Source organism: Phaeocystidibacter marisrubri, from assembly GCF_008933165.1.
Taxonomy (GTDB): Bacteria; Bacteroidota; Bacteroidia; order Flavobacteriales; family Schleiferiaceae; genus Phaeocystidibacter; species Phaeocystidibacter marisrubri.
On sequence record NZ_WBVQ01000001.1, the window covers coordinates 514,852 to 541,662 of the forward strand.

General features: G+C 45.1%; 27 protein-coding genes. 10 read left to right on the forward strand and 17 right to left on the reverse strand.

Annotated elements, in window-relative coordinates; genetic code table 11:
* Positions 1-8 precede the first annotated feature (8 nt).
* Entirely contained in the window at positions 9-2,183 is a 2,175-nt protein-coding gene (recQ, locus tag F8C82_RS02240) for a DNA helicase RecQ (RefSeq protein WP_151691803.1), read from the reverse strand.
* Positions 2,184-2,365: 182 nt separating this feature from the next.
* On the opposite strand from recQ, the gene tatC reads away from it, so the two are divergent.
* A complete protein-coding gene (gene tatC, locus F8C82_RS02245) occupies positions 2,366-3,184 on the forward strand; it encodes a twin-arginine translocase subunit TatC (RefSeq protein WP_151691804.1) in 819 nt (272 codons plus the stop codon).
* Complete coding sequence (gene lptB, locus F8C82_RS02250; protein WP_151691805.1) at positions 3,181-3,942, forward strand: LPS export ABC transporter ATP-binding protein; 762 nt, start codon at positions 3,181-3,183, stop codon at positions 3,940-3,942. The genes tatC and lptB overlap by 4 nt, the downstream gene beginning before the upstream one ends.
* Here lptB and F8C82_RS02255 read toward each other — a convergent pair.
* From F8C82_RS02255 to F8C82_RS02270, 4 genes are read right to left on the reverse strand one after another with little or no spacing between them, the layout of a single operon-like run.
* Entirely contained in the window at positions 3,939-4,904 is a 966-nt protein-coding gene (locus F8C82_RS02255) for an L-threonylcarbamoyladenylate synthase (protein WP_151691806.1), read from the reverse strand. The genes lptB and F8C82_RS02255 overlap by 4 nt on opposite strands.
* 20 nt (positions 4,905-4,924) lie before the next feature.
* Positions 4,925-5,311, reverse strand: a complete 387-nt coding sequence (gene apaG, locus F8C82_RS02260; protein WP_151691807.1) for a Co2+/Mg2+ efflux protein ApaG — start codon at positions 5,309-5,311, stop codon at positions 4,925-4,927.
* Positions 5,312-5,317: 6 nt separating this feature from the next.
* Positions 5,318-6,388, reverse strand: coding sequence for a DUF3667 domain-containing protein (locus F8C82_RS02265; protein ID WP_151691808.1), 1,071 nt, complete (start codon positions 6,386-6,388; stop codon positions 5,318-5,320).
* Positions 6,389-6,429: 41 nt separating this feature from the next.
* Complete coding sequence (locus F8C82_RS02270; RefSeq protein WP_151691809.1) at positions 6,430-7,686, reverse strand: type IX secretion system plug protein; 1,257 nt, start codon at positions 7,684-7,686, stop codon at positions 6,430-6,432.
* Positions 7,687-7,870: 184 nt separating this feature from the next.
* Here F8C82_RS02270 and F8C82_RS02275 point away from each other — a divergent pair, with 184 nt between their 5' ends.
* The 6 genes from F8C82_RS02275 to nqrF are packed head-to-tail and all read left to right on the forward strand — an operon-like array spanning position 7,871 to position 13,802.
* A complete protein-coding gene (locus F8C82_RS02275) occupies positions 7,871-9,223 on the forward strand; it encodes a Na(+)-translocating NADH-quinone reductase subunit A (RefSeq protein WP_151691810.1) in 1,353 nt (450 codons plus the stop codon).
* 20 nt (positions 9,224-9,243) lie between these two features.
* Positions 9,244-10,446: an NADH:ubiquinone reductase (Na(+)-transporting) subunit B gene (locus F8C82_RS02280; RefSeq protein ID WP_151691811.1), complete on the forward strand. Its 1,203-nt coding sequence runs from the start codon at positions 9,244-9,246 to the stop codon at positions 10,444-10,446.
* 3 nt (positions 10,447-10,449) lie between these two features.
* Entirely contained in the window at positions 10,450-11,145 is a 696-nt protein-coding gene (gene nqrC, locus F8C82_RS02285; protein WP_151691812.1) for an NADH:ubiquinone reductase (Na(+)-transporting) subunit C, read from the forward strand.
* A 1-nt stretch (position 11,146) separates the two neighbouring features.
* Positions 11,147-11,827 carry an NADH:ubiquinone reductase (Na(+)-transporting) subunit D gene (locus tag F8C82_RS02290; RefSeq protein ID WP_151691813.1) on the forward strand — a complete coding sequence of 227 codons (681 nt, stop codon included), beginning with the start codon at positions 11,147-11,149 and terminating at the stop codon, positions 11,825-11,827.
* A 21-nt stretch (positions 11,828-11,848) separates the two neighbouring features.
* Positions 11,849-12,466 carry an NADH:ubiquinone reductase (Na(+)-transporting) subunit E gene (gene nqrE, locus F8C82_RS02295; protein WP_151691814.1) on the forward strand — a complete coding sequence of 206 codons (618 nt, stop codon included), beginning with the start codon at positions 11,849-11,851 and terminating at the stop codon, positions 12,464-12,466.
* Between the two features lie 25 nt (positions 12,467-12,491).
* Positions 12,492-13,802, forward strand: a complete 1,311-nt coding sequence (gene nqrF / locus F8C82_RS02300; RefSeq protein WP_151691815.1) for an NADH:ubiquinone reductase (Na(+)-transporting) subunit F — start codon at positions 12,492-12,494, stop codon at positions 13,800-13,802.
* Positions 13,803-13,961: 159 nt separating this feature from the next.
* On the opposite strand, the gene F8C82_RS02305 is transcribed toward nqrF, so the two are convergent.
* From F8C82_RS02305 to F8C82_RS02335, 7 genes are all read right to left on the reverse strand, one after another.
* Positions 13,962-14,840, reverse strand: coding sequence for a hypothetical protein (locus tag F8C82_RS02305; protein WP_151691816.1), 879 nt, complete (start codon positions 14,838-14,840; stop codon positions 13,962-13,964).
* 48 nt (positions 14,841-14,888) lie between these two features.
* Complete coding sequence (locus F8C82_RS02310; protein ID WP_151691817.1) at positions 14,889-15,587, reverse strand: DUF2490 domain-containing protein; 699 nt, start codon at positions 15,585-15,587, stop codon at positions 14,889-14,891.
* Positions 15,588-15,659: 72 nt separating this feature from the next.
* Complete coding sequence (locus F8C82_RS02315; protein ID WP_151691818.1) at positions 15,660-16,151, reverse strand: hypothetical protein; 492 nt, start codon at positions 16,149-16,151, stop codon at positions 15,660-15,662.
* Positions 16,152-16,153: 2 nt separating this feature from the next.
* Positions 16,154-16,522, reverse strand: coding sequence for a group III truncated hemoglobin (locus F8C82_RS02320; RefSeq protein ID WP_151691819.1), 369 nt, complete (start codon positions 16,520-16,522; stop codon positions 16,154-16,156).
* Complete coding sequence (locus tag F8C82_RS02325; protein WP_151691820.1) at positions 16,522-16,854, reverse strand: zinc ribbon domain-containing protein YjdM; 333 nt, start codon at positions 16,852-16,854, stop codon at positions 16,522-16,524. The genes F8C82_RS02320 and F8C82_RS02325 overlap by 1 nt, the downstream gene beginning before the upstream one ends.
* Positions 16,855-16,931: 77 nt before the next feature.
* The gene (locus F8C82_RS02330) at positions 16,932-17,756 is read right to left on the reverse strand and encodes a VOC family protein (RefSeq protein WP_151691821.1); all 825 of its coding nucleotides are present in this window, start codon (positions 17,754-17,756) and stop codon (positions 16,932-16,934) included.
* Between the two features lie 40 nt (positions 17,757-17,796).
* Positions 17,797-18,768 carry a hypothetical protein gene (locus F8C82_RS02335; RefSeq protein WP_151691822.1) on the reverse strand — a complete coding sequence of 324 codons (972 nt, stop codon included), beginning with the start codon at positions 18,766-18,768 and terminating at the stop codon, positions 17,797-17,799.
* Positions 18,769-18,837: 69 nt separating this feature from the next.
* On the opposite strand from F8C82_RS02335, the gene F8C82_RS02340 reads away from it, so the two are divergent.
* Positions 18,838-19,839 carry an FAD:protein FMN transferase gene (locus tag F8C82_RS02340; protein WP_151691823.1) on the forward strand — a complete coding sequence of 334 codons (1,002 nt, stop codon included), beginning with the start codon at positions 18,838-18,840 and terminating at the stop codon, positions 19,837-19,839.
* 14 nt (positions 19,840-19,853) lie between these two features.
* On the opposite strand, the gene F8C82_RS02345 is transcribed toward F8C82_RS02340, so the two are convergent.
* The 5 genes from F8C82_RS02345 to F8C82_RS02365 form a co-directional block, all read right to left on the reverse strand.
* Positions 19,854-20,843 (reverse strand): class 1 isoprenoid biosynthesis enzyme, encoded by a 990-nt coding sequence (locus tag F8C82_RS02345; protein WP_151691824.1) that lies wholly within the window; start codon positions 20,841-20,843, stop codon positions 19,854-19,856.
* Positions 20,844-21,017: 174 nt separating this feature from the next.
* Complete coding sequence (locus F8C82_RS02350) at positions 21,018-21,218, reverse strand: membrane or secreted protein (RefSeq protein ID WP_188477447.1); 201 nt, start codon at positions 21,216-21,218, stop codon at positions 21,018-21,020.
* Positions 21,219-21,285: 67 nt separating this feature from the next.
* On the reverse strand, positions 21,286-22,305 hold the full coding sequence (murB, locus tag F8C82_RS02355; protein ID WP_151691825.1) for a UDP-N-acetylmuramate dehydrogenase: 1,020 nt from the start codon (positions 22,303-22,305) through the stop codon (positions 21,286-21,288).
* A complete protein-coding gene (locus F8C82_RS02360; protein WP_151691826.1) occupies positions 22,305-23,504 on the reverse strand; it encodes a pyridoxal phosphate-dependent aminotransferase in 1,200 nt (399 codons plus the stop codon). The genes murB and F8C82_RS02360 overlap by 1 nt, the downstream gene beginning before the upstream one ends.
* Positions 23,505-23,587: 83 nt before the next feature.
* Positions 23,588-24,028, reverse strand: coding sequence for a DUF1573 domain-containing protein (locus tag F8C82_RS02365; RefSeq protein ID WP_151691827.1), 441 nt, complete (start codon positions 24,026-24,028; stop codon positions 23,588-23,590).
* Positions 24,029-24,182: 154 nt separating this feature from the next.
* Between F8C82_RS02365 and F8C82_RS02370 the strand changes: the two genes are divergently transcribed.
* Positions 24,183-26,804: a valine--tRNA ligase gene (locus tag F8C82_RS02370; RefSeq protein WP_151691828.1), complete on the forward strand. Its 2,622-nt coding sequence runs from the start codon at positions 24,183-24,185 to the stop codon at positions 26,802-26,804.
* Positions 26,805-26,811 lie beyond the last annotated feature (7 nt).

Sequence of the window (26,811 nt, forward strand, 5' to 3'; positions counted from 1 at the left end):
TCTGAAGTCTAATTAGCCACCTCACTTAAAAACTTCAAGCGAATCAATCTCAATTCTTCTTCGCTGTAGTCTCCATCAAATTCTTCGTAAGCCTCGGTGATTTTTCCATCATCTGACTCATCCATGAAGTATTCGTAGATTTCTTCAATGGAGTCCTCGTCAAGAATATCTTCCAAATAGTAGTCGATGTTCAACTTGGTTCCAGAGAACACAATCATCTCCATTTCCTTCAAGAGCTCGTCCATGGTTAGACCTTTTGCACTGGCGATGTCGTCTAATGGAAGCTTGCGGTCGGTACTTTGGATGAGGTAGACCTTCAACTGACTCTTGTTGGCAATGGACTTGACCACTAAATCCATCGGTCGGTTGATGTCATTTTCTTCAACATACTTCTTGATGGTATCCACGAAAGGCTGGCCAAACTTCATGGCTTTACCCTCACCGACTCCACTCATGTTTTTGAGTTCATCAATGGAGGTAGGGTAGTGCGTAGCCATTTCGTTGAGGGATGGTTCCATGAACACGGCATAAGGAGGAACGCCTTTTTCTTTGGCTACTTTTCGCGTCAGGTCTTTCAACATTTTGAAGAGTTGGTCATCTAACGCGATAACCTGACCACTATTTGGACTCGATTTGTCGACGTACTCTCGCTCTTCAGGGAGCATGAATGCCACAGGTTCTTCAATGAACTTCAATCCAGATTCACTCAGACGAAGAACGCCGTAGAGTTCAATTTCTCGATCGATATATCCCTGAACAACAGCCTGGCGAATCAAGTTGTGCCAGAATCGGTCTGGATGGTCGGTTCCCTTGCCCCATTGAGGTAAGGTATCGGAATTGTGATTCTTGAGAAGAGCCGTTAGGTTTCCAATCAAGATGTTGACAATCTGTTGAGCTTTGAATTTTTGATTGGCGGCCTTCACGGTTTGAAGGGCTAAAAGGAGCTGATCTTTTGCATCGTGCAACTTCTGTGGATTGTTACAGTTGTCGCAATTTCCACAATTCTCTTGCTCGTACACTTCGCCAAAGTAGTACAGGAGATAGCGACGTCGACACATGCTGGTTTCTGCATAGCTCATCGCCTCTTGCAAAAGTTGCTTTCCAATTTCTTGTTCAGCAACGGGCTTCTTCGCCAAGAATTTCTCCAGCTTTTCGATGTCTTTGTAGGAATAGAAGGTGATGAGATTACCTTCGCCACCGTCTCTTCCAGCACGTCCTGTTTCTTGGTAGTACGATTCCAGACTCTTGGGCATGTCGTGGTGAATCACATAGCGTACATCTGGCTTGTCGATTCCCATTCCAAAAGCGATCGTAGCGACAATCACATCGGTGTCTTCCGATAAGAATGCGTCTTGGTGACGAACTCTTGTTGAAGCGTCTAAACCAGCGTGATACGGCAAGGCCTTGATTCCGTTGACTTGGAGCTGTTGGGCTAAATCTTCAACCTTTTGACGTGACAGGCAGTAAACGATAGCGCTCTTGCCTGCGTTCTCGCGGAGAAGTCGAATTATTTGGCGTTCAATATCCTCTTTAGGACGCACCTCGTAGTAGAGATTGTCACGGTTAAAGGACGACTTGAAAACTCGGGCGTGTTCTACGCCGAGCGTCTTCATGATATCACTCTGAACCTTTGGGGTGGCTGTTGCGGTGAGCGCAATAATCGGCTTTCTTCCAATGGTTTCAATGGCGTGTTTCAGGTTTCGGTATTCAGGTCTGAAGTCGTGACCCCATTCCGAGATACAGTGAGCCTCATCAATGGCAAAGAATGAAATCTTCAATTCGCGAAGCATTTCAATATTCTCTTCCTTGTTTAAGGATTCTGGCGCTACATAGAGAAGTCGGGTCACTCCGTTGTACAAATCCTCCTTGACTTGCGTAATTTCCTTCTTGGTAAGTGAGGAGTTCAAGACGTGTGCAACGCCATCGTGCTGTGAGAAGCCACGCATGGCATCTACCTGGTTCTTCATAAGCGCGATGAGCGGGGAAACAACAATCGCTGTTCCTTCGGTCATCATAGCCGGAAGTTGATAGCACAGCGACTTACCGCCGCCGGTTGGCATAATTACAAAGGTATCTTGACCGTTCAGAACATTCTTTACAATGTCTTCTTGTTCTCCCTTGAACTTGCTGAAACCAAAGTACTTTTTGAGTTCAGATGTAGGATTCAAATGGGCTTCTGCCATGGCTAGTTGTTAGCAATCGTGCTGATTCATACTGCATTCAAAATGTACGAAAATTCTGCGGAGAATATCGTACATCCATTCACATTCCAAAAAAGTTGTTCAGGTAGGTGTCTCTCACTTGCAAATTTAATCAGCTTCAACGTTTTGAGGAAATGATTTGTGCAGGTAGCTTTGCAAATCTTATGGCAAGTACTTCAAATCAGGATAAAAACGAGATGAGTTTCCTCGATCACCTCGAGGAATTGCGCTGGCACTTAGTCCGCGCAGCCATCGCAATATTGGTGTTTGCTATTGCGGCATTCGCTTTTAAGAGCTTCATCTTCAACGAAGTAATCTTCGGTCCGAAAACTCCGGGATTCTGGACTTATGAGCAGATTTGCAACCTCTCCTCTATGATGGGCGGCGATACATTTTGCTTTGATGAAATGCCTTTTATCCTGATTAATACCGAGATGTCTGGGCAGTTTTCTACCCATATGTGGGTGAGTATTGTGGCCGGAATCATAGTTGCTTTCCCATATGTGGTCTTTGAAATGTGGCGTTTCGTCAAACCTGGGCTGCATGAAAACGAGCGAAAGAATGGAAGTAAGGTGATCTTTTTTACTGCGCTTCTCTTTATTATGGGCGTGCTTTTTGGCTATTATTTGATTGCTCCACTAAGCGTTCAATTCTTCGGAACGTATACGGTAGATCCATCGGTAGCCAATCAAATCCGACTCAGCTCGTATATCTCTATGGTAACAAGTACAACGCTTGCTTCTGGACTACTCTTTGAACTTCCCGTATTGGCTTATTTTTTCAGTGTAATAGGATTGCTCACGCCAGAATGGATGAGAAAGTACCGCAGGCACGCTGTTATTGTGGTCTTGGTTTTGTCTGCGATTATCACCCCACCTGATATTCTGAGCCAAATTTTAGTTACAGTTCCGATTATGATTCTCTATGAGGTATCAATATCACTATCTTCACGCGTTAACAAGCGTAAGAAAGCAAGCGCATGAAGCTCGTAGCAGAAAACATTGTTAAGCGATACCGCTCACGCACCGTTGTTAAGGGTGTTTCTTTTGAAGTGAATCAAGGGGAGATTGTTGGATTGCTCGGTCCTAACGGGGCGGGTAAAACTACTTCCTTTTACATGGTTGTGGGCTTGGTTAAGCCCGATGAAGGCCTCGTTAAAATTGATGATGAAATCATCACTCGAGACCCGATGTACCGCCGTGCTCAAAAGGGAATTGGATACTTAGCTCAAGAGGCCTCCGTCTTTCGCAAGATGAGTGTGGAAGACAACATCATGGCGGTTCTTCAAATGACGAAGTATAAGAAGGCGGAACGATTGGAGCGATTAGAATCCCTTCTCGATGAGTTTGGATTGCAACACATTCGCAAGAACCGTGGTGATCTTCTATCTGGTGGAGAGCGCCGAAGAACGGAGATTGCTAGAGCATTGGCAACCGATCCGAATTTTATCCTCCTGGATGAGCCCTTCGCGGGGGTTGACCCCATTGCGGTGGAAGATATTCAGAGCATTGTTGCTCAGTTGAAGAAGAAGAATATCGGGATTTTGATTACCGACCACAACGTACAGGAAACCCTAGCAATCACGGATAGAACGTATTTGATGTTTGAGGGGAAAATTCTGAAATCTGGCTCAGCAGAAGAGTTGGCTTCAGATGAACAAGTGAGAAGAGTTTACCTCGGACAAAACTTTGAGCTTCGCAAGACACCTCGCGTTGAGAAGGAACGCGAAATGGAGGATTAATTCGATTTGTAAAGTGCTCGCTTAAGACGGTCGTTGATAGCCTTGCCCAACCCTTCATTAGGAACCATTTCCACTACTGCTGCTTCAATCTCCATGTTGTCTAATGCGCGCAAATGCCTGAATAAGTTCTTGGCTGCTTCGCGTAAATCTCCCGTTTTACTCAAGATTAATTGTTTCTCAGCAAGAACTCCATGGATGGGGTTCGTGAAGGAGATGGCTCCTATTTTTTCAATCGAATAGGAGGGGAGTAAGTCGTCAATAGATGAAGTGAAGAGTTTCACCCCTGGTGCATAATGGCTGTGAAGCATTCCAGGCGCATGCGGAGCGGAACTCGACAGGCGGATGTCGTTCAACTCCATTCCAATAATGGATTCGAGTTCACTCAATTCATATCCACCCAAACGCAATATCACGGGTTTCTCTCCCGAAAGGTCGATGATGGTCGATTCGATTCCCACTTCACAATCGCCTCCATCTAAGATATACGGTATTTTACCTCCCAATTGATCGGCTACGTGAGAGGCTTTGGTAGGACTTACATACCCAAACGGATTAGCGCTTGGCGCGGCAAGGGGATAATCAAGTCGACGCAAAAGCTCCAACGTAAGTGGGTGATTCGGAATGCGAAGTCCAACCGTAGGGTGTCCACTGGTCACCAAATCTGGAATGATGGGCTTTTTACGGAGGATGTAGGTGATGGGACCCGGGCTCAGCTTTTGGACCCATGGAATTACTTCCGCAGGAACATCTGCATATTTGTGAAACTCATTTACAGAGTGAGTGTGAACAATGAGTGGATCAAATGCCGGACGGGCTTTCGTTTCAAATATTCGAATGACCGATTCACGTTCTAGGGCATTTCCAGCCAGACCGTAAACGGTTTCTGTAGGAATGGCAACAACCTCATTTTTATTGAGGTGATCAATTGCTTCTGATATGGATGTTCCGATGGTAGCCCTCATGGCGGGCAAAGGTACGAGCCTTAATTGAGTCTTGGGCTTGCGAAAAATTGGAAAGTGGGGATATTTACTTCAAATCGTTCTGAAGAATTGAGTCGCACCATGTTGTAAACTCCTCGCATGGCGCCAATGCTTGCGCGTAAATGACAACCCGAACGGTAGGTGTGAACTTCACCTGGGGCAATAACTGGTTGCTTACCAATCACCCCATTTCCCTCTACTTCACTTGGGCCTTCACCAGTGTCGTAAATAAACCAATGTCGCCCCAAGAGCTGAACGGTTTCACTGCTTTGGTTCTCTATGGTTACATCATAGGTAAACACGTAAAGAGGACCGTGTTTTGAGAAAAATCTTCCTTCAAAACCGGTCTCCACGCTAACGCGAATTCCTGAAGTGACTTGAGTGACCAAGGTTAGTTAATAGAGTATTACAGAAACGGTTGCAACTAAAAGTATAAAAATTATCGTTACGATGAACAGTACGATATTGAGGATAGAGAATTTTATAAAGGTGATGAACCAGTTTTGTCGGTAGAACCGTTTTATTGCAAGGAAGATGTAGGTCATGATGCCAAGGTAGTAGACCAAGTACAAAACCTCCGATTGCAATATCCAATAACTCATGATGAGCAGAGACATGTACAAGGACAGCGCCGTTTGTATATGGGTGGCAAAGACAAAGTGATCTACATAATAGATTCCCTTGTAAATGTAGAGCCCCTTCATGACCAGTGCAATGATGGGAATAAACAACAGAAGGATAATCAGCACATTGCTGCTGATGTAATTCACGAAGTCATCTCCTTTCATCAGAGAGATCTTCAGTGCCGTCGAATAGAGGAGGTGGTTGGTGAAGGTGGGTTCGAAGTTCAGCTCTTCAAGCGCTTCGTCTACGGGTTGGAGTTTGTGGTTGTATGAATATTGATAGAATTCAGAAAACCGCGAGTCACCAAAATACCAATTGACCGTATTGCTATAGCCCTTGTTAGGATTTACCAGAAATCTGTTTGAAGCAGTATCTAGAATGATCCAGTCATTTTCAATCAAGCTGTCTAGTTTCGCTGGACTTATTCCACTGGTGTCCACATTGAGGTGTACCACGGAGGAAAGCAAGCTGGCCCCTTCGTTTTCCAGTTGAGGTCGATCAACTTCATACCATCTTTCTTTATCAATGCTGTTGTTACAAGAGATAACAGCGAGCAAGAGGAAAATGGAAATGATGAAGAGACGAATGGGGAGAACGTATCTCGACTTCTTGCCCTCTACGTAATTAATGGTGAGCCGCCCGGGGCGAAAAAGAAGAGGCCCGAGGGTCTTGTAAAAGCGCGAATCAAATGCAAACAGGTTTTCGAGAGCCTCGCGAATCAATTCAAGTACATTCGGCTTTTTCGAGTTATTGAACTGTCCACAGTTAGGGCAATAATTCGCATCGCCTTGATGTGTTCCGCAATTGAGGCAGGTTTCTGTTTTTTTGATCCGCTTGGCCATTGGGTGGGATTAGGTATCGAATGATACGAAAATAAACCGTGTTAATCGCCGATGTAGTTGGATGTGGTTATGCCAATCACACGATCGTAGCGGATGCCAATTTCACGATGGTACACAATGATGGTGTATTCGTTTTCTGTCTGCCAGTGGTCACCTTCAAATGGCGTAGTATCTGCACCTCCGGCGGCTGTCATGGTAGCGTACTGGTAATTGTAGAAACCTTGCTTAAAGTAGAACTGTCCAGTGTATGTGCCCTCGTCGTGATTGTATGTGAGTGCGTACTTCGGATCTACGCGCCAGTTGGTCAATTCTCCAAAAAGATAACACCCTCCTGGAAGTGGGTAGTCGTATTTGAGTTTGAAATCCATGCGGATATAATCGGCCTCCGTGTGCTCGTCTTCTCCATCTTGCTTAATGATGCGGTAACCACCGTTGAGGTCTTCCCAAGTGATAAACTGCTTGAACCTACGGGACTCTTCGTCCATTACATAAGCGACAAATGCCGTATCAATTTCGATTTTCCGGACACGGAGCGAAAGGGATCGCATATTCTTTGTGTTGAACTCGCGGAACTCATTGCCTCCCAGGAAATTATTCTCTAGATCGTAATCGTAGTTGAGCGTGTTGTTGCTCATGAAACGTGGCTTGAGGTTGGTAATGGCATTGTCCCATCTATGGTTCTGCATCACCGTCACTTTAAGATCGCGGAAAGCATCTGGTATGGGGTATTCACCGTGGTAGATGCTAAAATCTACTTGCTGGTGGTCCGCCATTTGATCTGCTGTAGTTGCACGGTGTGTGTCGGAAGAAATATTCACAACGTCTTCATAAATCACAAACCGAAGGGTGAAAGCTGGTTCATCGGGGGTATCGAGGTAAACGATAAGTAAGTAATTACCCGACTTGGTGAATTTGATGTACTGATTTGGGAATGACAGTTCGTAGTGCGTGTAGGGTACGTAGGTATTGAATGAGAAATTGTAGTCTCGAATAATCTCCTGCTGGTATGTCTCCATATACTCCGCTCGAATCAAATCGGAAGGGGTCCAATCTGCGTTGCAATGGAGAAAAGTGTACTGGTAATTTTTGAAGTCGGCTGCGAGGTCATCAAACATCAACTTGATGGCGCCATTCGCTCCCAATCGCACAAAGGGCATGCTTTCCGTTTCGCCTACTCTCAGTAGTCGAACTGTGCGAATATTATCGTCGTATACATTGTTAACTGCTGGAATGTCTTGGCCTGTGATCGAGAAAGACGCAGCGAACAGAAGGATAGAAAATAGATGCTTTCGTGTCATATTCTTCAGACAACGTTTAAAATAGGTGCCAAAGTACCCATTTATTTAGTAATTTCGGCCTCCCATAAACGGTGGCTATCAGTATATAGTTTAGAACTGTTCTAAATAGCTTAAAAGCGAAGTTAGAGCGTGACTAATCATTACTTTTGCCCGTGTTTTTCTAAACGATAATCGTCTCGGTGACATGTCGAAATTGATCAAGATCCGCAAAGGATACGACATTAAGCTTGTGGGTACGGCTGAATTGAAATTCGGCGAAACCCCAAGAGTAAGCCACTATGCGCTAATTCCCGACGATTTCAGCGGTGTTATTCCTAAACTAGAGGCACGCGAGGGCGACAAGGTCCAAGCGGGTGATGTGATCTTCCACAGTAAGGTAGATTCACGCATCAAGTTCTGTTCTCCAGTGAGCGGTGAAATTGCTGAAGTTGTACGCGGAGAGAAGCGTAAAATAATGGCAATCCGCATCATTGCGGAAAGTGAAACAACTTATCGCGACCTCGGTAAGGCCAACCCTTCTGACCTCTCGAGAGAGCAGGTGATTGAGAAGGTGTTGTCCAGTGGTATTTGGCCGACGATTCAAATGCGTCCTTACGGTCGTATTGCGAGTCCGGACGACAAGCCAAGAGCGATTTTCATTTCAGGTATGGACACTGCTCCATTGGCTCCTGACTTGAATTTTGCACTTCAAGGCTTGGAGAACGAATTCCAAACCGGTATCGATGCACTGGCTAAGTTGACAGAAGGCAAGGTGTACTTGTCTCTGGAAAACGGAGTGTCTGCTTGTCCGGCTTTCGCCAACGCGAAAGGGGTAGAAGTAAACCACTTTGAAGGTCCACATCCAGCAGGTAACGTGGGAACTCAAATCCATCACCTCGCTCCAATCAACAAGGGAGAGGTAGTTTGGACAATGAAGCCTCAAGACGTTGTGATGTTGGGTCGACTTTTCTCTGAAGGTCGTTACAACGCTTCTAAGGTTGTTGCACTTACAGGTTCTGAAGTAGAAGCTCCACAATACTATCACATGGTAGCAGGTGCATCTATCGAGGGATTGGTTTCTTCAGGTATTAAGGGATCGAATAACAGATTCATTTCAGGTAACGTGTTGACCGGCCGTAACACCGGTGCGAAAGGTTACTTGGGTTACTACGATACACAACTCACTGTCATTCCAGAAGGCGATCAAACGGAGTTCCTCGGTTGGGTACTTCCTGGCTTCGGTAAGTTCTCCTTGTCGAAAACTTTCCTCACTTGGATGAATCCAAATAAGAAGTTTGTTCTCGATACCAACATGCACGGTGAAGAGCGAGCTTTCGTGGTTACTGGTCAGTACGAGAAAGTATTCCCTTTTGATATTTATCCACAACAATTGATCAAGGCCGTTATGGTTCGCGATATTGAATTGATGGAAAACTTGGGGATTTACGAAGTGACTGACGAGGACTTTGCACTTTGTGAAGTGATTTGTACTTCCAAATTGCCGTTGCAAGAAACGGTTCGTGAAGGTCTCGACTACATGTACAAGGAAATGAACTAAGGACGGAACAAGTTAGAGATATGAAATTCATTCAAAACATACTTGACAAGACGCGTCCGGCGGTTACTACAGGTAAATTGAAGCCTTTGTACCCGTTGCATAACGCCCTCGAAACGATGATGTTCGTGCCGGATCACACTGCTCATAGCGGTGCCCACGTGCGTGACTCTATCGATTTGAAAAGAACCATGGTAACTGTAATTTTCGCATTGGTACCGGCTATGATTTTCGGTATGTGGAATACAGGTTACTGGCACTTCACCGCTCTAGGTGTTGAGAGTACACTGATGGAAAACTTCCTTTACGGTGTGCAGATTCTCCTTCCAATGATCATTGTAACGTATGCTGCAGGTCTTGGTGTTGAGATTCTATTCTCGTACCTCCGCAAGCACCCTGTAAACGAAGGCTTCTTGGTTTCAGGTATGCTTATTCCATTGATCATGCCTGCCGATATTCCATTGTGGATGGTGGCTATTTCTACCATCTTCGCCGTACTTATTGGTAAAGAGGTATTTGGTGGTACTGGTATGAACATTTTGAACCCTGCGCTTACTGCTCGTGCCTTTGCATTCTTCGCTTACCCAAGCTGGATGTCGGGTGACCAAGTATGGATCAGCGGTCTTAAAAGTGGAGAAGGTGTGGTTGACGGATTTTCTGGAGCAACGGCTCTAGGACAGTATGCAGCGGGTTCTGAAGCTCCAGCTATTGGAGGTCAGGCTCTCGATGCTTACCACGCATTTATTGGTCAGATTCCTGGTTCCATTGGTGAAACTTCAACCTTGGCTATTTTGATCGGTGCAATTATGTTGATTGCATCGGGAATTGGTAGCTGGAAAATCATGCTCAGCGGGGTTGCAGGTGCTCTAACCATGGGCCTCATCTTCAACTTAGTTGCTGACTATGCTATCAGTACTGATCAACAAGTTTACATGGCACTTCCATTCTGGCAGCACCTCGTTTATGGTGGTTTCGCCTTTGGTATCGTGTTGATGGCAACAGATCCAGTTTCTGCCGCTCAAACCGAGAAAGGCAAATGGATTTACGGTTTCTTGACAGGTATCTTCTGTATCATGATTCGCGTTTTCAACCCAGCTTTCCCTGAAGGTGTGATGCTTGCCATTCTCTTCATGAATGTGATGGCTCCGTTGATTGACCACTATGTGATTCAGGCGAATGTTAAGAAGCGTCAGAAGCGCGCACAACTAGCAACTGCTAACTCATAAGCCATGGATGTAAACAGTAATAAATACACATACCTATTCGCATTGGTGATGGTTGTTGTGGTAGCTCTTTTGCTATCAGGTGCATCCATTTCACTAAAGGATAGACAAGACGCAAACGTTCGCCAAGAGAAGCAACAAGATATCTTGAAGTCAATTGGCATCATGGTAGAGCGTTCTGAGGCACCGGCTGAGTTCGACAAGTTCATTACTGAGCAAGTAGTTGTTCAGAATGGTCAAGCCGTAGAATCAGAAACAGGCGCATTCGAAATTGACATGGCCGCAGCCGTTTCAAAGCCAGTTGCAGAACGTCAAGTTCCACTTTATGTGGCTAGCAAGAACGACACAACTTTTTACATTGTTCCGTTGAGAGGTAAAGGTCTCTGGGGTCCAATTTGGGGATACGTATCTCTTTTGTCAGATGGAAGCACCGTTTACGGTACTACTTTCGGTCACAAGGGTGAAACTCCTGGCTTGGGTGCGGAGATTACAACTGACCGTTTCCAAGAGCAATTCTCTGGAAAGCAAATCATGGACGGGAACAATTTCGTTTCTGTTGAGGTTGTGAAGACAGGTGCAAACAACGAACACGAAGTTGATGGTATCTCTGGAGGTACAATTACTTCGGTGGGAGTTGGAAACATGTTGAAAGACTGTTTGACTCCGTACGTTGACTATTTCAAGAACACTAACGCACAGTAAGATGAGCACAGAAACTCAAGAAGTAGCAAAATCGCGTGAGCCTTTGTTCTCTAAGAAGAACCGTAAGCTCATCTCTGATCCGCTCAATGAGAACAACCCGATTACCGTTCAGGTATTGGGTATCTGTTCAGCCCTTGCCATTACGGTTAAATTGGAGCCGGCCATCGTTATGTCCATCTCCGTGTTTGTGGTATTGGCAGCAGGTAACGTGATCATCTCTTTGATGCGTAACATTATCCCTAACCGAATTCGTATCATCGTGCAGCTGGTTGTCGTTGCATCCTTGGTAATTTTGGTTGACCAAGTTTTGAAGGCCTTTGTTTACGACGTGAGTAAACAACTTTCGGTATTCGTTGGTTTGATTATTACGAACTGTATCATCATGGGACGTTTTGAGGCATTTGCCTTGGGAAACACACCTTGGAAATCTTTCCTTGATGCAGTGGGTAACGCAGCAGGTTATGGTTTTATCCTCGTAACCGTGGCATTTTTCCGCGAACTTTTAGGTTCGGGTACACTCTTCGGAATCGAAGTGTTGGGTAATGCTGCAGATAAAACCGGACTATACGCTATTGGTTATGAAAACAACGGTATGATGTTGCTTCCTCCAATGGCATTGATCGTGGTTGCTTTGATCATTTGGGTTCAACGCAGCAGAACGAAGTCACTCATCGAAGAATAATAGATTCAAAGCTAGATTACGATGCAAGAATTAGTAAACATATTCGTGAAGAGTGTTTTCGTTGAGAACATGATCTTCGCATACTTCTTGGGCATGTGTTCCTATTTGGCCGTGTCTAAGACTGTTAAAACAGCTGTGGGTCTAGGTGCCGCCGTGATTTTCGTTCTCGGTATCACATTGCCTGTAAACTGGTTGCTTGAGAACTACGTATTGAAGGCCGGAGCCCTTTCTTGGCTCGGCTCTGAATTTGAGAATGTAGACTTGAGCTTCTTGAGCTTTATCATGTTTATCGCGGTTATCGCTTCTATCGTTCAGTTGGTAGAAATGATCGTAGAAAGATTCGCTCCAGCGCTTTATTCTGCCTTGGGTATCTTTCTTCCACTTATCGCTGTAAACTGTTCCATCCTTGGTGGTGCACTCTTCATGCAAGAGCGTGGCTATCAAACTATCGGACAAGCTACTGTGTTTGGTCTAGGTAGTGGTGTGGGTTGGTTCTTGGCTATCGTTGCCATCGCAGCGATTCGTGAAAAGATCCGCTACTCTCAGGTTCCTGCTCCACTTCGTGGATTGGGTATTACCTTCATCATCACTGGTTTGATGGGTATTGCCTTCATGAGTTTCATGGGAATTAAGCTCTAACCGAAACGGGAAAAAGAAAACAGATATGTTTTTAGCTAGTACATCAACTATTGTTATTGCCAGTGTAGCCATCTTCGCATTGGTGATTATCCTACTCGTAACGGTCTTGCTTCAGGCTAAGGCTCGTTTGGCTCCTTCTGGACCCGTGAAGTTGGATATCAACGGTGAAGAGGTGGAAGTGGAGTCTGGAACAACACTTCTCCAAACATTAGGCAACCAGAAAATCTTCCTTCCATCTGCCTGTGGTGGTGGTGGTACTTGCGGTATGTGTAAGTGTCAGGTTACCGAAGGCGGTGGTGAAATTCTTCCTACTGAAACAGGATTCTTCAACCGTAAACAAATTGCGGAAGACTGGCGATTGGGCTGTCAGGTTAAGGTGAAGAACGACATGAAGATCAAGGTGCCTGAAGAAATCTTCGGTATCAAGAAGTGGGAATGTGAAGTGGTTTCTAACTACAACGTTGCTTCCTTCATTAAAGAGTTTGTCGTTCGTTTGCCAGAAGGTGAATCACTTGACTTTGAAGCGGGTGGTTACATTCAAGTTGACGTTCCTGCGTTGGAGGTTGACTTCAGCAAGGATATCGACATTACAGCTCACCCTGACTTAGGTCGTGATCCAGATGACTTTAAAGGAGAATGGGACAAATTTGGTCTTTGGGATTTGAAGATGAAGAACGACGAAGAAATCTTCCGAGCGTACTCCATGGCCAATCACCCAGCCGAAGGAAACATCATCATGTTGAACATTCGTATTGCTACTCCACCGTGGGATCGCAAGAAGAATGCATGGATGGATGTGAACCCAGGAATCTGTTCTTCATTCGTGTTCTCACGCAAGCCAGGAGACAAAGTAACTATCTCAGGTCCTTACGGTGAATTCTTTATCAAAGAGACCAACGCAGAGATGGTTTACATCGGTGGTGGTGCAGGTATGGCGCCAATGCGTTCACACCTTTTCCACTTGTTCCACACTTTGAAAACTGACCGTAAGGTGAGCTTCTGGTACGGTGGACGTTCACGTCGTGAGCTCTTCTACTTGAAGGACTTCCAAGACATTGAAAAAGACTTCCCGAACTTTACTTTCAACATTGTTCTCTCTGAGCCATTGCCAGAGGATAATTGGAAAGCTAAGCAACACATTGATGACGAAGGTGACGGTTACGTCGGTTTCGTTCACCAAGCATTGATCGATAATTATCTTTCTAAGCACGATGCTCCGGAAGATATCGAGTTCTACTTCTGTGGACCTCCTATGATGAACGCTGCGGTAATCAAGATGTGTGACGACTTTGGCGTTCCACCAGAGAATGTAAGCTTCGACGACTTTGGAGGCTAATCCCTCAGAGTTTCCCTATACAGCCCCGATGAGAGATCATCGGGGCTTTTTTTATAACCTTTGGAGAGTTCGAAGGGAATTGGGTTCAATTGGGTTGTGATTTCAGCAGAATGCACAACCTAGACTCTGGAGGAGAATCCCAGCTTTGCGATGAAAGTTCTAGTAGGGGTAGCCCAATTTGTCTAGCTCTAAGTTATAGAGCTCGTTCAAGGCATGGTTTCCCGAACGGTATAATTCGGAGTACTCTTTTGCTTCCTCTTCTGAAACATAGCTCTTGTGCTTCGAGATCACGGAGAAAATATACGGGTCGAGGAATTTCTCAGAGAGGGAGCGCATCTTCCAAGTCGTTAAACGCTTTGGAACAAAAAGAGTAGAGGGGGCGTGCGCGCTAAAAGTAAACTTGTTGGTGAACCTCAAGAAGGCAATCCCTAAATTGGATAGACTTTGATTTGATCGAGCTGGAGTTTTGGATGGCGTGTATTTGCCTCCAGTGAATCGTTCCACCAAGTCAATTACTCTAGCTTCATCCTGACGAATCCACTCATTGGGAATGACCAATACGTTCTCTTTTCCATAAAGGTCAACATAGTACTCAATGAGCCGATAAAAATCAAAATGCAACGGATTCGGTGCAAACTTCCACTCATGCCAGAAGGTTTTGAAACGAAGAGTACCTCCCTCTTGAATGTATTGGCGGTAACAGGAATCTATGAGTTTGATTTGGTCGCGAATGGTAATAATAATCTTCGTAGCTCCCAGTTCTTGCAAACGATGAGCGGTATCCGTCTTTCCCAATCCAGTGTGATAGAAAAGCGGCCCGGTGAGCTGCTCTGCAGAATGTAGAAGTGGCTCTTCTCCCCACGACTTCACACGTTCAGCCACTTCAGACCAATCTACCTCCAAATGTGAAGATTCACTGGCGACTACAATGCAGTCATCCTCCATTACATCCACATAGTTGACTCCTTTTAGGTTGGGAAACAACTGTGTTTGTAGATAAGTAGTGCCGGTTTTGTGATAACCGATGTGAACGATCATAGGATAATAGTTGCAGAATCTAGCCGAAGATACGGCTTATGCCTGTTCTTAAATCTGATAACTGTAGGAGAGTCGAACAATATGCCTATTGAAGAAACTACCCGCTGGAATGCGCTCTTGATACCAATTGAAATATCCCGCAGCAAACTTGTGATGTTTAAAAGCGGTGTACCACAGGTTGAATCCAATTCTGTTTTGATCCAATCTATTGGTAAGTACTTCAGATTTGCGGAAGGTATTGACGTGAATTTCATCGTACAAATCAAGTCGTCCCCAGTCTGAAATAGCGAGTTGTGCCATAATGCGGTAGCGAACACGAGTGGTGGCGTATTCGTAGGTATCAAACCCTTCAATGAAGCGAAATTCTGGCCATAATCTTTGGTGTATAGCCCAATGTTCGTTGACATGCCATTTGTGCGATACGTGAAGGATAGGACGCAATTCTCGAAAGGTGGCGAGTCCTTCTACATGTGGATCGTTAGGAAGGGTTTGTGTGAAGTATACGAACCCCGCCCCAATGCGAAAGCCGCTTCCAATTCCCTTTGTTACCAGTGTTCTCTCTTGGAAGATATGCTGACGTGCCGGAAACCAGTATAGTGCTTCTTCAAAGTCTTGTTGTAAGGTCCAATCTGAACCCCAGTTCGCCTTCACTTGGGCATGTGTCCAAAGCACGCTTTGTGTTGTACGGGTCTGCCCGAATGTTTGACAAACAGTGAAGGTTAGAAGTAGTGTTAGAAGTCGACTCATGTAGGAGGATTGTATCACCAAAGGGAAAGTTATCCGAAAAGTACAAGTTGAGTTAGCGCTTGTATTCCGTGATCATATCGATTCGAATTCACGCATTTCTTCAGAGGTCAACTCTGCAAGATCTGTAAAGTGCGTACGTCTTGGTCGAAGGAGACCCATGATGCCAATCACAGCGATTGCGATGTACAACATGAGCGTGTTGCCTGTCAGCATAAATACCACAATAGTGAAGAGGTTTGCACCTTCTATAATCGCATATCGAATGATCATTGATACTTGATACTGGTGGAATTTAGTCTTTAGGTTGTTCCCGTTCTTTACCTGATTTAAGAATTTGTTCGAAATGAAGTAGTTCGCTGTATTCCCCACTATCACCAAGGTAATACAAACAACGTAGAGCACATTGGAAGTGAGGTTTGAATTGAAATGCATAACTCCTTCTTTATCCACGTTGAGGAATGCCACAAAGCAGAACAGAATTTGTCCCATCAACAAGGCAATATGAATGATCTGAAGGGTTTTGAAACTCGGTTTAAAATTCGGGTCAGGAGTGGCGTTTATCATGTTTAAAGAGAGTTCATGTTATGGGACATCAAGTTGGCGATATGTTTCGCTCTAGTCTTCGCTTCATCTGCTTTGGTACCCGAAAATAATTCGTTTACCGTGTATTCCCAAGTGGTTAGCCAGCGTTCAAAATGTTCGGGTTTCATGCGCTTTCTGCCGTTCATGCTGTAATGCTTGTGCATCGCATTTCCAGAATAACTCGAACCTCCCAGAAGCATGGTTTCCCAAAAATCGTACATAATGGGCATGTGTTCTTTGAGGTTGATAGGAGATACTTCGGTGAAGAATACCCCAATCAAGTCATCAACCATTACTCTTGAGTAAAACGTGTCCACTAGGCGAATGATGTCCTCTCGAGTGGAGATGTCCATTAGCCTTTCTTTACAAATTCCGACTTCAATGCCATGGCGCCAAAGCCATCGATTTTACAATCAATATTGTGATCGCCATCAGTGAGACGAATGTTTTTCACTTTGGTTCCTGCTTTAACGGGTCCTGAAGCTCCTTTTACAGGAAGGTTTTTCAGAACAATGACGGTGTCACCATCCGCCAAAACATTACCATTGGCATCTTTGACAACCAATCCTTCTTCTTCCACGTGATCCGGATTCCATTCGTGACCACATTCCGGGCAAACCAATAGCGAATCCATAGGGTAGGCATAAGCTGAATTGCATTCCGGGCATGGAGGGATTTGAGACATTTTTTTGGGGTTTTGTTTGAGATTGTAAAGATAGGGAATCCGTCACCAGCCACCTGTCATCGGTCCCCAGACATCCGTCACCCGTCACCCAACTCATCCACCACAATCTTCTTCATATTTCTAAAGTTCTCTGCGGTACGGCGAGCCGTTTCGGGGTTGCTCATCAATTCCGATAGTTTACGCGGGTAGATTTGCCAGGCCACTCCAAATTCATCGGTACACCAACCGCACATTCCCTCCTTGCCGTAACGGGTGATGGCATTCCAATAATGATCGATTTCTGCCTGATCTTCACACTCTACCATGAAGGATATCCCATTGTTGAAGGTGAATTCATGTGGTTCGGGACTGTCCATGAACATGAACTTTTGACCGTTCAGCGCAAATTGAGAATGCTGAATCATTTTCTCGGTTTCGTCAAAATACATGATCCCATCAAGGTCGAATTTATCGAAGAGGCGAGAGTACAATTCAATTGCTGGGCGAGCCTTTCCCGCATATTGATTGACGAAAAGTAAAGCAGGAGTGATCTTCTGACCAATTTCTTCCCATTCATGAACGGCAATTTGCCAACTGATCCCAAATTTATCGCTTATCCAACCATAAAGTGGACTCCACGGATAGGAGTCGAGTGGAACCATCTCCTGCCCATCTAAACTTAATCTTTCCCAAAGATCGTAGGCCTCATCTTTTGTTGTGCACAAGTGGTAAAAGGAAATAGAAGGATTGGGAAGTTCGGACGTGTTACCCGCAAGGAATCGGAAGAGTTTTCCACCCATTGTCAATTCCACCAGCATCTCACTCTGTGAACGCACTTCAACATTTGGGAAAATAGTGGTGTAATAATCTACCATCTCGCTGAGATTAGCTGAATGCCAGATGCAGGGGGTGATGTCTTTCATACTCGAGGATTTGAGTTAGCAAGTTATAAAAGCCATGAGATTAACAGCCTTGATGGACCCAATAGTACTGGCCGTTTATAAAAGTAATAAGCCCTTTACTTCCAATTTCAGATTTTCTGCGAACTTCTATGGACACATTTTCAAGTTCAAGTGGTTTCTCTACGATGTCGCCGTCACTGACTATATGATCGGTTGTACGCTTGGGAAGAACGAGTCTCCAATCCTCAGCCCAACTGTAATCGGCCAAGAAATTGCGATAAGTTCGATTGAACCCTATCAATGTGAGCATTCCCGATTTGCCATCAATTATTTGGATTCCAGCTACCTGACCTTCTTTGAGAAATGATACTTTCTCCGGGGATTTATCACCATTGAGATCTGCGGTAAGTACGTGTGACAACGGAACGTAGCACGTATCCGTTCGAGTTTCCAAAGTGCTAAGGTCCACGGGAATATTGAGATGTACAGAAATAAGAGTGAGAAGGTGCATTAGGTTTTGACGAGATTCCAAGGGAGCAGATGTAAACGCAGTGTCCAGTAGAATCCGTCTCTTTAGACTTGTGTAACTCTCAATTGGAGAACCTTCGCGGTCAAATTCACGTGCAATACACTTCCCAATACGCATCATGTTCTCTTCCCAAGAGCTGTCCCATGTTGCAGCTTGTTCTGCAAATTCTATGGGATGTGTGTATACATAATTATAGAATGGAGTTCCCAAGTTTTCTGAAATAGAGGCGTTAGCCATGTTGAGGATAGCGATTGCCGAAGGAGTGTAATAGGACCTCACATGAGTTTTCGGATGAGTCATGCTATCCAGAACAGCGTACGTCATCCAAGTTTCTCTCGGATGAATGAGTTGTGCGGTGAGTGAATCAGCATAAGCGCGAAGAGCGATTTGTAGAGTGTCTGAATGAATGGCAGAACTGGGTGTATTCTCAGCTTCAGGCGATTCATTCGAGGAGCAGGAAGCCAGTGTCAATAAAGCGATGGAAAGTGAAGTGAGTGTTTTCACAATGAAAGAACTTAGAGCCTAAAGATACGAAGCTGGTCATTGTATACCTTTGTGTCAAAGAATCAAGACATGCGAAGTTTATTACTCGGATTGGTCAGCCTATTTCTACTGATTTCATGTTCTGAAGAAGACGTGCAGTTGAAATATACGTTACGAGGAAGAGCACAGGGGACAACATATTCCATCGTGTACATGGCATCAGCGGGGAAAGACTTCCACACCCAGGTAGACAGCATTCTCTTTGAAGTAGATAGAAGCCTTTCGGCGTGGAATCCAAACAGTACGCTCTCCAAAGTAAATTCAGGCGAGCTGGATTCGGTGACCGATCCACTTTTCATTACGTGTATTCAGGCAGGACAAAGAATCAGCCGAGAAACAGGCGGAGCTTTCGACATGACCGTTGGGCCACTGGTAAACTACTGGGGGTTCGGTGCTGAACAAAGAGGAGAATTAGACTCTGCAGTGGTGGATAGTCTACTCAAGTTGACGGGATTCTACAATTTGAGAATGGGAAGCGACGGCAAATTGATTCGGCCCAAAGGTCTTAAAATTGACGTGAATGCCATTGCGCAGGGCTATAGTGTAGATCTACTTGCCGAGTGGTTGGATGCCCGTGGAATTTCCAATTACTTGATTGAAGTGGGAGGAGAGATGAAGGCGCGAGGCGTTAATTTAGAAGGAAATCCATGGATTGTGGGAATAGATAAACCCAGTGAAGAAATTCAGGAACAGCGCTTTCAAGTAATTGTAAACCTTGATAGCGCGTCGTTGGCCACTTCTGGAAATTACCGCAAGTTCTTTGTTGACTCTATCTCGGGAATTAAGTTTAGTCATACCATCGACCCCAAAACAGGATATCCCGCGCGCGACCGACTCTTGAGTGTGTCCATTGTGACGTCCAGCTGTATGGATGCAGATGCCATCGCCACGGCGTGTATGGTAATGGGCCTAGACAAAGCCAAAGCATTTGTGCAAAGCAGAAGTGATGTGGAAGCCTACTTTGTATTCGGAGGCTTAACGGGCGATTGGGAAGTTTGGAGCACGGAAGGTTTTGATGCGATGGTGCATTAATCCGCTTTCGAATTCTACTTATCCCAATTCAAATAGTAATTGATCCACTTCAGCGCGTTTCTCGTTTTTCCCATATCGCAAATCAATTGATCTTTGGAATATGCGCTAGGCTCAAAATCTCCGCGATCTAGCGATTGAAGTTGATCGAGACAAACAAGACCTCTAGTTGCCACTACAGCAAGTAGACGAGAGAATTTCTTTTTGTTCTTTTCAGAGAATTCCATTTCATCAATCAACTGAAAAGCTCTGCTCATCAGAGATTTATATGTTGCACGAAGTTCCGCTATTGATTTTGTAGTGGTGGCAAGTGTATGGATGCCTCCATGGTAGTCCTTATAAATGTCGAACGTGTCATTTTCAAGTTGACCTAAGAATCCAATTTGAAAGAGCAACTCCTTTTCCTTCTCTGAAATTTCTCCTTCTAGGGCGCAGCGGTAGAGCAGAATAAAGATTCCCCCTTTTTGTCGGGTGATCTTTGCAATCTCTTCCTGTGTCAATCCCGGGCGGAGTTGTTTTTCACTCTGCACCTGAGCCTCCATGCCTGCCAGATAATATTCCTTTATCCAATTCGCATTGGGATGATTCAGCGCCTTGGTGTAGAACTGAAGGAAGAGCTTTTCGTTTGGGGTTTGAGCGTCCTTGAGATTTGGATGAGTGAGCATTTTTGTCAATTGCTCTTTAGAAGTATGGTCTTCGTCGAAGAAATCGTCAAACAATCCTGTCGTTCCTCCTAAATAGGTAAGAGAGTTGATATCGGTGGTCGACAATTGATAGCCTCTCAATTCGCCATAGAACTGCCCGATCACGGGAACAGCCAAGCCATAGTAGAATCGAATTTTCTCGATGTCCTTCTCCGTCAACGTGTGATCATTGTTGGCAATAAAGTCTTCTAAATCAGCAAGGATCGTTCCCTGCATGAATTTTTTCTGTGCTTTATAACGCTTATAAATGAACGCGAAAATGGAAGGGATGCTCAGAAAATTGCGAAGTCGCTTGGTTGCCATGAAAGAGGGTATCTAATAAGGGTCTAAAACTAGGGTTGATTTTTTAAAGTTCCTAGCTTAGGTAGCCTGTTGGTTATTAGGTTGAGGCGCTTGAAGCTGAAGACCAGAGACTAAATAAAAAATCCCCCAAACCAACAGGCCAGAGGGATTTCGTATTCTTTTGATGTAAAGCGTTTACGCCTTTTCTTCCGGCGATTTGCACTTTTGATCAGGTGTTGCTCCACAGAAGCTGCACGATTCACCTTCTTTGTTTAGGAAGGGACTCTGACTTGCACATGTTCCTGCAAACTCACCGTCTTTCTTCGCCCAAATCTTAATCGCGATACCCAAGAAACCGAGTCCGATTAGTACAAAAGCGATTAGAAAGAGTTTCAATGCCATCATAACTGTAATATTCTTTAGGATTACGTCTATTTGGGCAGACGTAAAACTGTGGACAAAATTACAAAATGTTCACCTCGGGTTCTAGTAAAATGCCAAAACGTTCGTGTACGTCTTTGATGATGGTTTGAGCGAGATCCCAAACCTCCGCGCCACGTGCGTTTCCATAGTTGACCAATACGAGGGCTTGCTTGATATGAACCCCAGCGTCGCCTTTTCGGTAGCCTTTCCAACCACTTTGATCGATAAGCCAACCTGCAGCGAGTTTCATTCTTCCTTCGCCGGCGGGGTAGGCTACTACATCTGGATATTCCGCTTTTACACGCTCGTATTCGGTTATAGCTACTACAGGATTTTTGAAGAAACTGCCGCTGTTACCGATTTCGGCAGGGTTGGGAAGCTTGCTTTGGCGAATGGCAATCACAGCTTTCGAAACATCGTCAATGGTAGGTTGAGCGATATTCCACTCATCCAATTGTGCATGAATGGCGCCATAGGATGTGCGAATGGCGTGATCATTTACCGTCAGCTTAAAGCGAACCGCTGTAATGATAAATTTCGCCTTCCACTCGTGCTTAAAAATCGAGTCTCGATAGCCAAATTGACATTCTTCTGCGGTGAATGTTTTGCGTTCACCTGTTCCCAAAACAACGCCGTCCAAAGAATGGAAGTGATCCTTCAACTCTACGCCGTATGCACCGATGTTCTGAACGGGAGCTGTACCTACTTGCCCGGGGATTAGTGATAAGTTCTCCAATCCTCCAAAGTTGTTTTCAACCGTCCACCGAACAGTTTCATGCCAGCTTTCGCCCGCTTTTACTTGAAGTAAAACGTGTTTGTCATCCTGAGAAAGAATCTCTCGTCCCTTTAGCGCAATATGTGCCACAAGACCATTGATGGGGCCTGTGAGCAAGAGGTTAGAACCACCACCCAAAATGAGTTGGAGTCGGTTAAGTGCAGCCTCATCTTTCGCAAAAGTTACTACGTCTTCTTCCGTTTCCAGTACCCAAACTTCGCGGGCTCTTTCATCGAGCCCAAAGGTGTTGAAGTTTTTGAGTGATGGATTCTCGTACTTTCTCATTAGATGTGTCCGCCAGGATATTCAGCCAATGCTCTACGCATCAATTCCACACATTTTTGAAGGGATTCTTGATTGAGTACATAGGCCAATCGCGCTTGACGCTTACCTAAGCTAGGCTTTGCATAGAATCCAGATGCTGGAGCAATCATTACAGTTTCGTTGTTGTGCTCAAACGACTGAAGGAGCCATTGTGCAAAACGGTCGGCATCATCCACAGGAAGCTGCGCTACACAATAGAATGCCCCTTGTGGCTTTGGACAAAAAACACCGTCAATGCTGTTCAGTCCATCTACCAAGATGTCTCTACGCTTAACATACTCATCATTTACCTCTGTGAAGTAAGATTCAGGAGTGTCAAGTGCTCCTTCGGTTGCAATCTGAGCGTATGTAGGAGGACTCAAACGCGCTTGTGCAAATTTGAGAGCTGTTCTCATCACGTTTTGATTGCGGGACACGAGCATACCGATACGCGCACCGCACATGGAGTAGCGCTTGGATACAGAGTCGATCATAATCGCATGCTGTTCCAAATCGGGAAGTGTCATAATACTGTGATGCTTCACTCCGTCGTATACAAACTCGCGGTAAACTTCATCCGCAATAAGGAAGAGGTCGTATTTGAGTACGAGTTTGGCCAATTGTTGAAGCTCTTCTTCTGAATACAAGTAACCGGTCGGGTTACCTGGGTTACAGATGAGGATGGCCTTCGTTTTATCCGTGATGTGCTTTTCAAAATCTTCAATGGGAGGCAAAGCAAATCCGTTGTGAATGGTCGCTTCAACTGGAACCACTTTCACTCCGGTTTGAATGGCGAAGCCATTGTAGTTGGCGTAGAAAGGTTCTGGGATGATGATTTCATCACCGGCGTCCATGATGGATCCGAATGCAAAAGTCAATGCTTCAGATCCTCCGGTAGTGACAAGTAAGTCGCCTGTAGTCACATCGATTTGATGCGAGCGATAATAATGTGCCAAACCATTTCTCAATGACTCGTTGCCCGCAGAGTGACTGTACGCAAGCGTATCAATCTCTGCATTTTTCACGGCATCAAGTGCGCCTTGAGGTGTGTGAATATCCGGCTGACCGATATTCAGGTAGTACACTTTGCGTCCTTCTTGTTCTGCCGCTTCAGCAAAAGGAACTAGTTTCCGGATAGGGGATTCCGGCATAGCCATTCCCTTGGTCGATATTCTGGGCATGACAACTGGTATTAAAAAGTTCTAAAAACACAAAGCCCCCGAAGGAGCATTCCAACGGGGGCAAAGGTGATAAAATTTTATCGTTAGCGCGATACGCGTGAGGTAGGAGTGTTCTCATTAACAGGAGTAGTTTGCGCTTGGCGAACATTCCCTTTGATAGTCAACACGATAGTTCCTTGTGAAGCATTAGAGGTTACTGTAACCGACTTCTGGAATCTACCCACTCTGTGTGTGTCATAACGCACTTTAATCTCTGCACTTTCACCTGGTGCGATTGGCTTGTTCACGATACTTTGATCAGGAACAGTACATCCGCAAGAACCTCGAAGATTAGAAATAATCAATGGCTCTTTACCAGTGTTGGTGAATTCAAATACTCGAACTCCGTTGGCATCTTGTTCAATAGTACCGTAGTCCATAACTGTAGACTCAAAAGTCATAACGGGTGCGTTAGGGTTCTCTTGAGCAGATGCATAGGTCATTCCGAAGAATACCACAGCTAGAGTCATCAGTAATTTTTTCATTGTTCTCGTCCTTATAGTTAAACTCGAAGGGTAAAGTTACTACAGTTCGTAGAAATCTACCTAATTCTTTACACATTCTTATAAGCCGTTCAAACATCATGCCCCGTCGATGGATTGCATTTTCTAAATTTGCGGCTTCAATCAATTCAATAGCATGGAGATTCCTGCAAAATACGACCCGACTTCAATTGAAGACAAATGGTACGCTTACTGGATGAAGAATAACTTCTTCCGATCAGTTCCAGATGAGCGCGAACCGTATACTATTGTTATCCCTCCGCCTAACGTCACCGGCGTTTTGCACATGGGACACATGTTGAATAACACCATTCAAGATGTCTTGGTTCGTAGGGCTCGTATGCGAGGATTGAACGCTTGTTGGGTTCCGGGTACAGATCACGCCTCTATTGCAACAGAAGCCAAAGTGGTTCAAAAACTTCGCGCTGAAGGGATCAAGAAATCTGACCTTAGTCGTGAGGAGTTCTTGGAACATGCGTGGGACTGGACGCACAAGCACGGAGGTATCATCCTTTCGCAATTGAAGAAGCTCGGTGCTTCTTGTGATTGGGAACGCGAGGCATTTACCATGGACGAAGCGAGAAGTGAAAGCGTCCTTCAGGTGTTTGCAGACCTTTATGAGAAAGGTCACATTTACCGCGGCAACCGCATGGTGAATTGGGATCCAGAGGCGAAAACAACAGTTTCGGATGAAGAGGTGATTCACAAAGACGTGAATGCAAAACTCTACTACCTGAAGTATTTTATTGAGGGAACCGAAGAGTATGTGGTAGTGGCTACTACCCGTCCGGAGACAATCATGGGCGATACTGCCGTATGTGTGAATCCAAAGGATGAGCGCTACACCAAGTTGAAAGGAAAGAAGCTTATCGTTCCTGTTGTGGGACGCGCAGTTCCTGTGATTGAAGATGATTACGTGGATCTCGAATTCGGTACAGGTTGTTTGAAAGTGACACCAGCGCACGATGTGAATGACTACGAAATCGGACAGCGTCACCAATTAGATACCATAGATATTTTCCATGCGGATGGCACTTTGAATGAGAATGGTCTTCACTATGAAGGTCAGGATCGATTTGTAGTACGCAAGGCGATTTACAAGGAACTTGAGGAGAAAGGCCTACTTGAGAAGGTAGAAGATTACAACACTTCGGTGGGAACTTCGGAACGCACAGGAGCTGTGATTGAACCGAGATTGAGTTTGCAGTGGTTCCTACGCATGAGTGAAATTTCTGAACCGGCTCTAAAAGCTGTGATGGATGATGAGGTGAAGCTCATCCCTGAGAAATTCAAGAATACATACCGCCATTGGATGGAGAATGTTCGCGATTGGAACATCTCACGTCAGCTATGGTGGGGACATCAAATACCTGCTTACTACTACGGGGAAGGGGCAGATGACTTTGTTGTGGCTTTGTCGGAAGAGGAAGCAATTGCAAAGGCTACTGAAAAAGCGGGAAGAGCGATCACAGCTACCGATCTTACCCAAGATCCAGACGTTTTGGATACTTGGTTCAGCTCATGGTTGTGGCCTATTTCTGTTTTTGATGGCATTCGCAATCCTGAAAACGAAGAGATTCAATACTATTACCCAACCAACGACTTGGTGACGGCACCGGAGATTTTGTTCTTCTGGGTGGCTCGAATGATCTTGGCGGGTTACGAATACAAAGGGAAGAAGCCATTCAGTAACGTTTACCTCACAGGTATCGTTCGCGATAAATTGGGTAGAAAAATGTCGAAGTCACTCGGCAATTCTCCAGACCCCATCGATTTGATGGCAAAGTATGGCGCCGATGGAGTTCGAGTGGGAATGTTGTTGACCTCTCCTGCGGGGAATGACCTTCCGTTTGATGAAGAACTCTGTGTTCAAGGAAGAAACTTCTCCAATAAGATTTGGAATGCTTTCCGTCTTGTTAAAGGATGGGAAGTGTCAGAAAGTGCTCCAGATGCAGCAGGTGAAGCGGCAGTGGAATGGTTTGGTGAACGTCTAAAGCAAGCGACGGCTGAAATCAACGATTCATTTAGCAAGTACCGTATCTCAGACGCCCTGATGTCAACTTATAAGTTGGTGTGGGATGATTTCTGTTCATGGTACCTGGAGTTAGTGAAACCAGCCTATCAGCAGCCTATTTCCAAAACTACCCTTAACTCGACGATTGGATATTTTGAGGAACTCCTGAAATTGCTTCATCCATTCATGCCATTCCTTACAGAGGAATTGTGGCAATTGATGACGGAGCGTAAGGACGGCGAAACTATCATGTACGCCCCTTGGCCAAGTGAAGGAGAGGTGAATGAAACTGCATTGACTTCGTTCCAACACGCTCAAGAGGTGATTTCGGGAATCCGAAACATCCGAAAGGAGAAGAATATTTCTCCAAAAGAGCCATTGGAGTTGGTGAGCACGAGCGACGATTCGCCGGCGTACTTGCCGTTCATTACGAAGTTGGGACACATCTCTGAATTTGTTCAAGCCAAAGAGAAGCCAGAACAAGCTTTTGCCTTCCGTGCGGGGACTTCAGAGTATCATATTCCTGTTTCAGATGCCATTGACATCGAAGCGGAAATTGAGAAACTCAACAAAGACCTCGATTACCAAAAAGGTTTCTTGGTTTCTGTGAACAAGAAGCTGAGCAATGAGCGCTTCGTGAACAATGCCCCAGAGCAAGTAATTGCCAACGAGAGAAAGAAATTGGCGGATGCTGAAGCTAAGATCAGTTTGATTGAAGAGCGTTTAACGGCCTTAAAGGGCTAAGCTTTAC